This is a genomic window from Tenacibaculum sp. IB213877, assembly GCF_034043975.1.
Classification (GTDB): Bacteria; Bacteroidota; Bacteroidia; order Flavobacteriales; family Flavobacteriaceae; genus Polaribacter.
Genome location: NZ_JAXCHH010000001.1, coordinates 431,648 through 444,237, shown reverse-complemented (window position 1 = coordinate 444,237; position 12,590 = coordinate 431,648). Strand labels below are relative to the sequence as shown.

Here is a 12,590-nt window from a genome sequence, read left to right as displayed (position 1 = left end):
TAAAATGAAAAGAGGGATTATTTTATTGGGGCTTTTAATCAGTTTTAGCAGTGCTTTTTCGCAAGAAAAACAGCTTCCAGAAGGATGGGATAAAATATTATTAGAAGGTAAAATAGCTTATATGAATTTAGTTACAGGAGATGTATCAACTACTTTTCCTACTAAGGCAGCCTTAAAACCTGAAAAAGTGAAAGAATTTGATCCTACTATAATTCATAAAGTAGAAAAAGGAGAAACTTTAAGTACGATAGCTCGAAAATATAATATGAATTTAGCAGAGCTTTACCGACTAAATAGTTTAACAGATTTTGATAAAATAGAGGTAGGAGATGAGATTGTCATAGGATACAGAAGTAAAAATCAACCTTCAGAAGATATATCAGATAACACAAATAAAAATAATGTTACTCACATAGTTGAAACTGGTGATACTCTTTTTAAGATATCTAAAAAACATAATGTTTCTGTGGGTAAAATAAAAGAGTTGAATAGTTTAACTTCCAATAGTATTTTTGTAGGTCAAAAATTAAGAATTAAATAAAAAAAGAGTAGTTTTTAACTACTCTTTTTATTGTTTTCTGTTTTTACGGTAACAGGTATACTGTCTTGAGAACCGTAAAGTTTAATCTCTTTAATGTCTGCAGGCATATTTAAACCGTTTTCAATAATTACGTTTTTAACGTTTTTAATAGCATCACTTTTGGTTTCTAAAGCTCCGCGTTTGTATTCTTTAGTTTTAGTCCAAAAAATCACTTTTAAATTTACAGTACTTACCCCTAAGGAATCAACTGTAACAAAACATTGATGTTCTGCTGTGTTTATAACTCCTACAGTGTTTACCACAGCATTGATAATTACTTTTTTTGCCAAATCAATGTCATCATCATAATCTATACCAACCACGAAATCTAGTCGGTAATAACCATCTTCTGTGTAATTATACACTGCTTTTTTAATAATATCGCTATTAGGAATATACACATCTCTACCATCAAAAGTTTTTAGTTTGGTATATCTAAATTCAAGAGCTTTTACTTTTCCAAAAATATCATCTACTAAAATGGTATCATCCAAGTCAAAAGGGCGTTTAAAAGAGAGTATAACGCCTGAAATAAAATTTTCACCAATATCTTTGAAAGCAAAACCAATAATAACAGCAGAAGCGCCTGCGGCTGTTAATAAACCTGTGGCAACTCCTGATAGACCTGCAATTTTTAACGCAAACATTATAACCAATAATATGATTCCGAATTTTACAACTTTTGTTAAAAAATTGGTCATTAACGGATCTTTTGATTTAGACGCTATAGTTTTTTTAAATACTTTTGAAATAAAATTGGCAGCTAAAAACCCAATAGTAACAATAAGAATGGCTACGATAATTTCTGGAACTTGATCTATAATTTTTAGCCAAAAGCTTTCTATAGAGTTTTTGAGTTTAATTAATGTGTCGCTAAAAGTCATTTTTTAATAAAATGTATTGAGTTGATTAGTGTATTTAAGATAAAATAATTTCTTCATTTAATTGCTCTACGGTACTTTTAGACCATGCATTAAGCATCCAACTGGTTTTTTCTAAGCTGCTTATGTAACCAGATATTAAATCAGGAGTACCTTCGTCTTCAGCTTTTTTAGCTTTTTCAAGAACTCTATACATTTGTTTTAAAAGAGTCTTATGGTCTTTAAGTATAGATTCTATCATATCAGTATCAGTTTGTAAAGGAGATTCTTCACTTATTGATGACATTTTTAAATACATACTGTATCTGCTAGTAGGATGGTATTGTAAGGTTAAAATTCTTTCGGCAATTTCATCAATCTTAGTTCTAGCATCTGTATACATAGTTTCAAAAATTTCATGCAAATCAAAGAAGTTCTTTCCTGTTACATTCCAATGAAAATTTCTTAATTTTTGGTAATAAATATGATAGTCAGCTAATAATTGATTTAATTCTTTGGCAACGGGTAGTATATTATCTGTTCTTACGTTTAAATAATTCATGTCTTGTTTTTTTAGTTATTTTAAAATTTGTAGCAAAAAAGAGTGGTTGCTTAACCACTCTTATGTTTTAATTGTGTAACTTTAATTACATTTTAAAAGTATCAAAAACAGCTACTTCTAAAGTGTTTGATTTTTCATCATAATATTCAATTACAAAGTTGCTATTTGTATCAAAATATCCAACACCATTAAACTCTGAACCTTTTACTAAATAATAGTTTTTGTTTTGAGATCTCATTGCTCTAGCAGAGTTAATATCTTTCTCATTCATTGTATACGAAATCTTAAAATCTTTTCTATTGTCATCTACATAAAAACCATATTTTTTACCATTTAAAGTGTAATAAACAACTTTAGTTTTTTCATCATAAAATGGATCAACATCATTATCTACCATTACTGTTTTGGTTACAGCTACAGGTGTTTCTACCAAGTCTTGATTTAATTTATGTTTTTGTGCCGGATCAAACATGGTGTTCTTCGTTTTTTCAGTAACTACTTTTACTTTTGTATTATATACTACACCATTTTCTGTTACTTCTGGCTTAGATTTTACTTCTGTAGTTTTGATTACTTCTGTCTGTGCATTTACAAGTGCGATTGATCCTAAAAAAAGGATACTAAACATTAATTTTTTCATAATATATACGTTTTTTTATTAGCAGTAATTTGTTTATTGTATAAGATGCTTACTGTTTAACATCTTTAAATAAGTACACTACAAAATTACATGCATTTTACATGAGTCTTTTGCTCATTTAGTTTTAAGATTGACTCATATAGTGTTGTATAACAATTGATTAAACAATAAAAGGACAGCTAATGCTGTCCTTTTATATCCCCCCAAAATAATTATCACATTGATAATTAATTTACTAAATTTTTCTTCTTCCTGTTATTAATGAAATTACAAATAGTATTAAAAAGATAAAAAATAGAATTTTAGCAAATCCAGCGGCTGCCCCTGCAATTCCTGTAAATCCTAATATACCTGCAACTAATGCTATTATAATAAATGTGATTGTCCAACGTAACATAATATTGTGTTTTAAAGTTAATAATTCAGTTTTGATTACAATGCAAAGTTATAAGAGAAGAAGACTTGTTATTAGCTCATTTAAAATCATTATTAACTCATTTAAAAATAGCAAATGAGCAAAAATTCAAATGATTTGCATTAATAGGAATGATAGATTGACAGTACTTTTGTTATATATAAATATTAAAGTAAGTATTATGGAAAAAAGAAATAAAAAAACAGATTTCAAATTAGTTAAAGACAATCCTGAGAGTCCGAATAAGAACTACATATTTCAAAATAATAAAATTACGCGTGTAGGTTTTTATATAATTTTGATACTGTTAGTTATTGGAGCCATTATGGTTTTTGTTCAGGGTTTACCATTAGCATAATAAATTAAAATAAACTTAAAATGAAATATAAATTATCTAACATAGCAAGCAAAACTTTAATTGAAGATTTTACTAAGCTAAAACTTAAGTATCCTAATATATATAAACCAAAAAGAAATATAGACGGATTAAAAGAGCAAAGTGTTAGCATAATTACTATGGAAAATCCAAATATAATATCTCAAGGTATTTGGGGTATTTTACCTCATAATTTTAAAGATTCATGGGGAGCCTTTCAAAAAATAAAAAATACCATTCATACTAATAAAAATGAATTATTTAACAACATACTTTACAAAGAAGCATTGTTTAAAAGACGTTGTTTAATATTAGCAACAGGGTTTTACATTTATAAAATTAAAAACAATAAAATTATTAGATATTTGGTAGAAAAAAAGAATAGAGAACCTTTTTATTTAGCTGGTATATATAATGTTACTGATGATGGTTTTAAAACTTGCACAATTATTAACACAGAAACTGAAGATGTCTTAGACGCTTATGATAATATTTATAACTGCATGCCATTACAAATACCAAAAATTTTTAAGAATATTTGGTTAGATAACACAACGAAGTTAGATAATTTAAAATATATGATTTCAAAACCTTATCTTTCTAATCTTATTGTACAAAAAATAGCATCATAATGCAAAATGTTTTTATAGCGTTATATATTGTCACTTCGTTATGGGCATTCTTTAGTATTATTCTTTATGGTAATAGACCTGCCAGATCTATTAGCTGGATAATAATTACTATAGTTTTACCTTTTATTGGTGTTTTTTTTTACATCCTCTTTGGTATCAATAGAAAAAGATTCAAGTTTTTTAGCCTAAATTTCAATGCTAAAAGAAAACTATATAGCCTTAACCATAGCAGTAAAACCATTGATGAATTTGCTCATAAATTTAATGCTGATAAATATGGAGCAGTAGGTAAGTTACTGCAAAAAAGTTCAGGATTTCCTGCTGTAGATGGTAATAAAATTACTCTTCTAATGGATGGTAAATCTAACTTCGATGCTATTTTTGAAGCTTTTAGTAAGGCAGAAAAATTTATTCACATACAATATTATATTTTGGAAGAAGGTGAATTATTAGACAAACTATTAGCTCTCTTTCAAGAAAAAATTAAAAAAGGAGTAGAAATCCGTATTTTATATGATGCTTTTGGTAGCTATGGATGGAAAAATAAATCCGTTAAAAAATTAAAACAATTAGGTGCTGAAATACACCCTATACTGCCTTTAAAAATTGGAACCATTCTTTCTACTTTAAATTATAGAAATCATAGAAAAATAGCCATTGTTGATGGGGTGGTAGGTTTTACTGGAGGTATGAATGTATCTGATAAATACATTAAAAAGAAAACAAGATTAGGTATTTGGGATGATTTACATTTAAAACTAGAAGGAGCCATTGTAGATCATTTGCATAGAGTATTTATTAAAGATTATTTTTTTGCGAATAACAATACATTAATTTCATCCAAAAAATACTTACCAAATCAATCAAAAAAAGGAGATTCTTTAGTTCAATTAATAACAGGTGGTCCTGACCATAATTACCTATCTATTCTTCATCAATACACTATGATGATTAATACAGCTCAAAAATCAATTTTTATAGAAAACCCATATTTTATTCCTAATAAATCACTTTTAGAAGCTTTAAAAATGGCTGTTTTGAGAGGTGTAGATGTTAAAATAATGGTACCTAAAAATAATGATAGCAAAATAGCAAAATATAGTATGTTTGGTAATTTTGAAGACTTACTTAAAACCGGAGCTAATATTTATATACTAAAAGACAGATTTTCTCATAGTAAGCTTATGATAGTAGATGAAGAAATAGCCTCAGTAGGATCAGGAAACTTTGATTTTAGAAGCTTTGAACACAATTATGAAGTAAATACTTTAATGTATGATACTGCTATTGCTAAAGAGCTAGCTAAAGATTTTATTAAGAATATAGATGATTGCAACATTCTTGATTATAATTCTTTTGTAAACAGATCTTTAAAAACAAAATTACTAGAAGGTTTTTCTAAAATTTTAAGTCCGCTATTATAATTAAAATTCTCTAATTTCTCCTTTTTTCTTATTTGCTAAAAATTTGCTTGGACTTATTCCATATTTTCTTTTAAAAATTTTTGAAAAATAACTTCTACTACTAAAACCAATAGAATAAACCACTTGTGATATATTATAATCTGTATTATTTAATAAATCTCTTGCTTCTTCTAATCTAACATGTCTTAAATACTCTATAACAGTTCTGGCGTATAAAGTTTTAAACCCCTCTTGTAGTTTAGCTTGAGAAATTGCACATTGCAATGCTAAGTCATCTACATTATAGTCTTTAGATACATCTTTTAAAATATCCTGACTAATTTTTCTAACTTTATTAAGTTCTTTTTTAGTTAAAGAGCTTTTAGCTTCCTTTTTTCTTTTTAAATCTTTAGTATGCTGAATCATATGAGCAGATAAGATTTGATAAACGATTCCTTCTTTCATCATAATTCTAATCATACCTTTTTGTTTAATGACATTCAATTGCTTAATTAAATTGGCAATTTTTAAATTAAAAGTACCTATATAAGCAAAAACCTTTTCATGATGTTCATCATGAAAAACTTTATATAAACTTTGATTTAATATGGAAGCATCGTTAAGACGTTTTTTTAAAAATTTTATTCTGTTTATTTGAATTGAGTTAACGTGTGTTTTAATGTGCTTATCAAAATAAGTATAATTATAACCCTCTTCTTTACTAGTAATAATAGCTGGTTGAAACTGCTCTATTTTTCTTTTCTTTCTTTCTTTTTTAAACTTATGATAAAAATGACCCTCAGTAGCATACATAAAGTGTATTGGATTAAATTGGGTAGCATCTATTATAAGTTCAATATCTTCAAAAAAAACAATATTGTATATTAATAAGCTTCCTCCCCAATCAAACATTATATATGTAATAGTGCCTTTTGCATTATCATTGTTAATAGATAAAACATGCTCACCCCATCTTTCAGAAAAGGTACCTCCTATGATTTGCTGAATTTGTTCTACAAACCCCTTAGTACTTTGAGTTACTATATTAATTGTTTTCATAGGCATGTTAAACTATAAATATAATCAATTAATTATTTAACCACTAAATGGTAAATGAGCAAACATCTAATTGTATTGAGCTAACTACCATGAAGCTATACCAGTAACTTTGTATCATAATTAAAAATTAGAACATTATGAAAAACATAAAATCAGTATTATTTGGTGGTTTATTATTGTTAACTAGTATAGCATACTCACAAAGTATTTCTAAAAATGCATTAGGTATTAGAGTAGGTGATAATGACGGATTTGGAGGTGAAATATCATACCAACGGTATTTAAATGATAATAATCGCTTAGAATTTGACTTAGGTTTTAGAAACTCAAATGAAGTTGATGCATTTAAGCTTGTAGGTTTATACCAGTGGGTTAATGCTTTAGATGAAAACTTTAACTGGTTTGTGGGTGCTGGTGCAGGAGTAGGATCTTATGATGCCCCTTCAGGTGATGGAGCTTTTGCTTTAGTGGCTGCCGATTTAGGTATTGAGTATAATTTTAACATACCACTAGTAATGTCTTTAGATATTAGACCTGAGCTAGGTTTTAATGATGACTATAGTGATGATCTGGATCTTGATATTGCTTTAGGAATCAGGTATCAATTTTAATACATATTAACTAATCTTAAAACACAACTATTATGAATCAAACAATAAAATTAATACTAATAATAGCTGGTATAGCTTTATTGGCATATGGCGGATATGAACTAGTAACACCTGAAGCATCTGTTGATCTTGGTATTGCTGAATTTGAATCGCAAAACAACGATAATGCATACATAAGCTTAGGCTTAGGTGTTGTAGTATTATTAGCGGGTTTATTTACGCCCAAAAAATAATTTTATGAAATACGATGTTAAATAGTAAGCATCTTTAAAGAAGTTACTTGTTAACCTTAAAGTAAAAAATTATGTATAGTTACACAGAAGCAGTAAGTAATCAATTAAACGGATTATTAGAGAAGAATTATGATGCAGAAAAAGGCTACAGAACAGCCTCTGAAAATGCAAAAGGAAATGCTTTAACTCAATTTTTTGAAAAAAAAGCAAGAGAACGTAGAAACTTTGCAGATCAATTAAAAACAGAAATTAGAACATTTGGTAAAACTCCGGATGAAGGGGGTAGTATTAAAGGTGCTGCGCACAGAGCATGGATGAATACAAAAGCTCTTTTTTCTTCAGACAATGATGAAGTTATGTTAGAAGAAGCAATTAGAGGAGAAAAAGCATCTATTGAAGAGTACAATGAAGTAATCAATTCTGATGAGCATTTACCTCAATCTACAGCTAATTTATTAAAAAACCAAAGAGATCAGATTATAAGTGATACGGTTTTAATTCATAAATTAGAAGATATTAAATCTTAGAACCAAATTTAATAGCTAAACTATAACTCCAATCAATAAGATTGGAGTTTTTTTATGAAAAATACAAAAAGTATTACCTAACAATGCTTTACACTCAATAAAGCTTAAAAACACACCTATACAAAAACCATACATTAATAGTTTTTCACCTTAACAACGTATAAAAAAGCTACATTAGTAAACTACAAACAAACTCACTAATGTTAGGTATTTTATCATTTATTGCATTTACAGTTGTTGTGGCAGTAATTGCATACACTTCAACAAGAAAAACAAATGAAAAAACCTCTGATGGTTATTTTTTAGGAGGCAGAAGTCTAACCGCAGGCGTCATTGCTGGTTCTTTGCTTCTAACTAATTTATCAACAGAACAAATTGTAGGTTTAAATGGAGCAGCCTATTCAGAAGGAATATTGGTCATGGCATGGGAAACATTTGCAGCTATAGCCATGATATTGACAGCCATATATTTATTACCCAAATATTTAAAAAGTGGATTAACTACCATACCTCAATTTTTAGAAGATCGATTTGACACTACAACCAAAACATTAACTTCTGTTCTATTTTTAACTGGATATGTAGTAGTGCTTTTACCAACTATATTGTATTCAGGTTCATTGGCAATTAGCGGAATGTTCAACATTCCAGAAGTGTTCAATATTTCAAAAAATGCTGCTTTATGGCTTTGTATTTGGGCTATTGGAATTATAGGAGCAATATATGCCGTTTTTGGAGGTTTAAAAGCAGTTGCTGTGTCCGATTCAATAAATGCAATTGGACTTCTTTTAGGTGGATTGTTAATTCCTATTTTTGGCTTAGTAGTTATTGGAGAAGGAAATTTAATTAATGGAGTACAAACATTACAAGCCAGCATTCCTGAAAAATTTAACGCACTAGGTAATAAAACAGCTTCTGTTCCTTTTGCAACTATTTTTACGGGTATGATGCTTGTTCAGATATTTTACTGGGGAACCAACCAGCAAATAATTCAAAGAGCATTAGGAGCTAAAAACTTAAAAGAAGGTCAAAAAGGACTTTTATTAGGCGCTTTTATTAAAATACTCGGGCCAATTATAGTGGTGCTTCCAGGTATGATTGCTTTTTACATGCACAGTAAAGGAATGTTAAATGTTAATTCTGCAGATGAATCTTATGGAGAATTGGTTAAAAATGTGCTTCCTAAAGAGTTTATTGGCTTTTTTGCTGCAGTGCTTTTTGGAGCTATTTTAAGTTCATTTAATAGTGTATTAAATAGCTCTGTAACATTATTTGGGGTTGATATTTACAAAACCCATATCAATAAAAATGCTACTGAAAAAACCATAGTTAAATACGGAAAGCTATTTGGTGTTACTTTGGCCTTTTTCGCTATGTTAATTGCACCTTTTTTAGCTAGCTTAGAAAGTATTTTTGCATACTTACAGAGAATAAACGGAATATATAGTATTCCTATTTTAACAATAATTTTTGTCGGTTTGCTTACTAAAAAAGTACCTGCTATTGCTGCTAAAATTGGTTTGTTATCCGGATCTTTTTTATATGTTATTAGCGAATTTTTTGTTAGACCATACCTAGTTAACAAAGCATTACACAACATACAAACGGCAAAAAATGTAACTCCTGAAGATATAAAAATAATTACAGCACAAGCTTACCCTCATTTTTTACATATTATGGCTGTTTTATTTTTATTAAATATTCTTATTATGCTAGCTATAGGTAAACTATATCCTCAAAAAGAAGCATATAAACAAGCTTTTACAAATAATGTAGATATTACTCCGTGGAAATACACTAAGCTTATTGGTTTGATAATTTGTATAATTGTAATTGTAATCTATATATATTTCTCATAATTGAAAACTAAAAACCTATTTTACCTTTGTTTATTATCTTTTTGGTGTATTCATTTATCTGCGCAGGAGTTACCACCAATCAATACGTTTTTATCAGAAAGTTATAAGGCTGAATCTCAAAATTGGGCAATATCTCAGTCAGATAAAGGCGAAACATATTTAGCAAATAATAAAGGTTTATTAGAGTTTAATGGTGCTGAGTGGAAACTATACCCAACACCCAATGAAACTATAATGAGATCTGTAAAAGTTATTAAAGATAAAATTTTTACAGGATTTCACATGAATTTTGGATACTGGGTTAAAGACAACTCAGGGAGTTTACACTATACTTCATTAACAGAAAAATTGCAGATACCTCTTTTAGAAGATGAACAGTTTTGGAATATTATTACACTTGATGATTGGGTTTTATTTCAATCATTACAAAGAATTTATCTTCTAAACTTAAAATCAAATAAGGTTAAAACAATTAATGCAGAAACTTCCATAACAAAAATTTTCAAAATAGATGATACTATATATTTCCATCAAATAAACAAAGGAATTTTTAAAATAGAACAAGGTAAAGCTTCATTAGTATGGGATTATGATGTTTTAAAAAGCAACAATGTAGTAGATATTGTTAAAACAGAAAACTCATTTTTATTTGTAACGGCTATTGATGGTGTTTTTGAACTTAAAGATAAAGCTTTAATTCAGTGGAAACAGAAGTTAAACACCTTTCTTAAAGGAAAAACTATTTACAATGCAATTCAACTCTCTAACAAAGATTTAGTGCTCGGAACTATATCGCATGGTGCTATATATGTAAACAAAACAGGAGAAATAGAGTTTGAATTGAATAAAAAAAACGGATTAAATAATAATACTGTTTTATCAATTTATGAAGATATTGACAAAAATGTTTGGTTAGGATTAGACAATGGAGTAGGAGTGGTTAATATTAATTCTCCATTTAAGATTTTTAAAGATTTAAAAGGTAATGTAGGTACGGTATATACTTCAATCATTCATCAAAATAATTTATACTTAGGCACAAATCAAGGTTTATTCTTTAAAAAATATAATTCAGGTTCAGATTTTAGTTTTATTGAAGGCAGCCAAGGACAAGTATGGTCTTTAAAAGTAATTGATGATGAGCTTTTTTGCGGACATAATTCAGGTACTTACGTTGTTAAAAACAACAAAATAATTAAAATTGCAAATGAACAAGGTGCGTGGGATTTTCAAAAAGTAGATAAAAATACTCTTTTACAAGGGAATTATAATGGATTGCACATACTCAAAAAGTATCATAAAACATGGGAATATTCACATAAAATTGAAGGTTTTGATATTTCTAGCAGATATTTTGTATTTAAAAAACCTAATAAAATATTTGTTAATCATGAGTATAAAGGCCTTTTTAAATTACAAATTACAGAAGATCTTAAGCAAATAACATCTGTAACAAGAGATTCTTTAATGGGTAAGGGGTTGCACTCAAGTCTAATTTCTTACAATAAAAACGTTTTATATACCTCAAAAAAAGGGATTTATAAATATGATAATGATCAAAACACCTTTATAAAAGACACACTATTAAGCAAACTTATAACTAAAAAAAACTACACCTCCGGTAAGTTAATTTTTGATAACCAAACAAATAAACTTTGGAGCTTTTCTAAAAACAATATTCACTCTTTATCCCCAGGAAACTTAAGCTCTCAATTTAAACTAAGATCCATACATGTGTCTAACAACTTAATAAAAAAACCTTTAGGATATGAAAACATTAATAAGTTAGAAGATAATAAATACTTAATTGGGGGATTGGATGGATATGTAATTGCTGATTTAGATAGATTGAATGGCGATAGTAATTATACTGTAAAACTCCATTCAATAGTAAAAAGTTCCTTAAATGGAGAAAAATCACTACTTAATTTCCATGAAAACTCTACACTAAAATATGAGCATAATAATATTAACTTTTTCTATAGTATACCCTATTTTGGAAAAGATCTAACAGTATATTATCAATATAAATTAATAGGACATAATGAGCATTGGTCACCTTGGTCCACCAATCCATCTGTGTTGTTTAAAAATTTATCTTTTGGAAATTATACTTTAAAGGTAAGAGGCAAAGTAGGTAACACTATTAGCACTAACGAAATTAGTTACACATTTACTGTATTACGCCCATGGTATTTATCAAATATAATGCTAATTGGTTATTTTTTAATCATCCTGTTATTTTCAATATTTATGCATAATTTTTATAAAAAACACTATGAAGATCAACGTGAAAAATTATTAGAAAAGCAAAAAAAGGATTTCGAGTTCAAATCATTAGCTAATGAAAAAGAGCTTATGAAAATAAAAAATGAACAGTTAAAAGCAGATGTAGAAAGTAAAAATAGAGAACTGGCAATTTCAACTATGAGTATTATTAAAAAGAATGAATTTTTAAGCTCAATTAAAAATGAATTAAAGCCAGGAGATGAAAAGAGCACAAAAAAAGTAATACGAATTATAAATCAAAATCTTAATAATACCGATGATTGGCAAATGTTTAAAGAAGCCTTTAATAATGCTGATAAAGACTTTATAAAAAAAATAAAGAATTTGCATCCATCACTTACTCCAAACGACCTTAGACTTTGTGCTTATTTACGTTTAAATCTATCTTCCAAAGAAATAGCACCACTTTTAAATATTTCACCCAAAAGTGTAGAAGTTAAACGATATCGATTGCGTAAAAAGATGAATTTACCCCATGATATCAATCTAACCACTTATATTTTAGAAATAAAATAACACTACACTAACAAATAACAACCAAACA

Annotated in this window: 14 protein-coding genes; 9 read left to right on the top strand and 5 right to left on the bottom strand. The window is 28.0% G+C overall.

Features of this window, described 5'->3' with window-relative positions:
- Positions 1–4 precede the first annotated feature (4 nt).
- Entirely contained in the window at positions 5–541 is a 537-nt protein-coding gene (locus SLH33_RS01840; RefSeq protein ID WP_320417356.1) for a LysM peptidoglycan-binding domain-containing protein, read from the top strand.
- Between the two features lie 14 nt (positions 542–555).
- On the opposite strand, the gene SLH33_RS01835 is transcribed toward SLH33_RS01840, so the two are convergent.
- The 4 genes from SLH33_RS01835 to SLH33_RS01820 all read right to left on the bottom strand — a co-directional run bounded on the left by SLH33_RS01835 (position 556) and on the right by SLH33_RS01820 (position 3,039).
- Positions 556–1,464 (bottom strand): mechanosensitive ion channel family protein, encoded by a 909-nt coding sequence (locus SLH33_RS01835; RefSeq protein ID WP_320417355.1) that lies wholly within the window; start codon positions 1,462–1,464, stop codon positions 556–558.
- 34 nt (positions 1,465–1,498) lie between these two features.
- Positions 1,499–2,002 carry a DNA starvation/stationary phase protection protein gene (locus SLH33_RS01830; RefSeq protein WP_320417354.1) on the bottom strand — a complete coding sequence of 168 codons (504 nt, stop codon included), beginning with the start codon at positions 2,000–2,002 and terminating at the stop codon, positions 1,499–1,501.
- 85 nt (positions 2,003–2,087) lie between these two features.
- The gene (locus SLH33_RS01825; RefSeq protein ID WP_320417353.1) at positions 2,088–2,642 is read right to left on the bottom strand and encodes a hypothetical protein; all 555 of its coding nucleotides are present in this window, start codon (positions 2,640–2,642) and stop codon (positions 2,088–2,090) included.
- 235 nt (positions 2,643–2,877) lie between these two features.
- The gene (locus SLH33_RS01820; protein ID WP_320417352.1) at positions 2,878–3,039 is read right to left on the bottom strand and encodes a DUF1328 family protein; all 162 of its coding nucleotides are present in this window, start codon (positions 3,037–3,039) and stop codon (positions 2,878–2,880) included.
- Positions 3,040–3,238: 199 nt separating this feature from the next.
- Between SLH33_RS01820 and SLH33_RS01815 the strand changes: the two genes are divergently transcribed.
- From SLH33_RS01815 to cls, 3 genes are read left to right on the top strand one after another with little or no spacing between them, the layout of a single operon-like run.
- On the top strand, positions 3,239–3,415 hold the full coding sequence (locus SLH33_RS01815; protein ID WP_320417351.1) for a hypothetical protein: 177 nt from the start codon (positions 3,239–3,241) through the stop codon (positions 3,413–3,415).
- A gap of 20 nt (positions 3,416–3,435) precedes the next feature.
- A complete protein-coding gene (locus SLH33_RS01810) occupies positions 3,436–4,065 on the top strand; it encodes an SOS response-associated peptidase family protein (RefSeq protein ID WP_320417350.1) in 630 nt (209 codons plus the stop codon).
- Positions 4,065–5,489 carry a cardiolipin synthase gene (gene cls / locus SLH33_RS01805; RefSeq protein WP_320417349.1) on the top strand — a complete coding sequence of 475 codons (1,425 nt, stop codon included), beginning with the start codon at positions 4,065–4,067 and terminating at the stop codon, positions 5,487–5,489. The genes SLH33_RS01810 and cls overlap by 1 nt, the downstream gene beginning before the upstream one ends.
- On the opposite strand, the gene SLH33_RS01800 is transcribed toward cls, so the two are convergent.
- Positions 5,490–6,527, bottom strand: coding sequence for a helix-turn-helix transcriptional regulator (locus SLH33_RS01800; RefSeq protein WP_320417348.1), 1,038 nt, complete (start codon positions 6,525–6,527; stop codon positions 5,490–5,492).
- 137 nt (positions 6,528–6,664) lie between these two features.
- On the opposite strand from SLH33_RS01800, the gene SLH33_RS01795 reads away from it, so the two are divergent.
- The 5 genes from SLH33_RS01795 to SLH33_RS01775 all read left to right on the top strand — a co-directional run bounded on the left by SLH33_RS01795 (position 6,665) and on the right by SLH33_RS01775 (position 12,562).
- Positions 6,665–7,138 (top strand): hypothetical protein, encoded by a 474-nt coding sequence (locus tag SLH33_RS01795; RefSeq protein ID WP_320417347.1) that lies wholly within the window; start codon positions 6,665–6,667, stop codon positions 7,136–7,138.
- 32 nt (positions 7,139–7,170) lie between these two features.
- Positions 7,171–7,371, top strand: coding sequence for a hypothetical protein (locus SLH33_RS01790; protein WP_320417346.1), 201 nt, complete (start codon positions 7,171–7,173; stop codon positions 7,369–7,371).
- A 71-nt stretch (positions 7,372–7,442) separates the two neighbouring features.
- Positions 7,443–7,898: a PA2169 family four-helix-bundle protein gene (locus tag SLH33_RS01785; RefSeq protein ID WP_320417345.1), complete on the top strand. Its 456-nt coding sequence runs from the start codon at positions 7,443–7,445 to the stop codon at positions 7,896–7,898.
- Between the two features lie 200 nt (positions 7,899–8,098).
- Positions 8,099–9,757 (top strand): solute:sodium symporter family transporter, encoded by a 1,659-nt coding sequence (locus SLH33_RS01780; RefSeq protein WP_320417344.1) that lies wholly within the window; start codon positions 8,099–8,101, stop codon positions 9,755–9,757.
- Positions 9,758–12,562 carry a triple tyrosine motif-containing protein gene (locus tag SLH33_RS01775; RefSeq protein ID WP_320417343.1) on the top strand — a complete coding sequence of 935 codons (2,805 nt, stop codon included), beginning with the start codon at positions 9,758–9,760 and terminating at the stop codon, positions 12,560–12,562.
- The last annotated feature ends 28 nt before the right edge of the window (positions 12,563–12,590 follow it).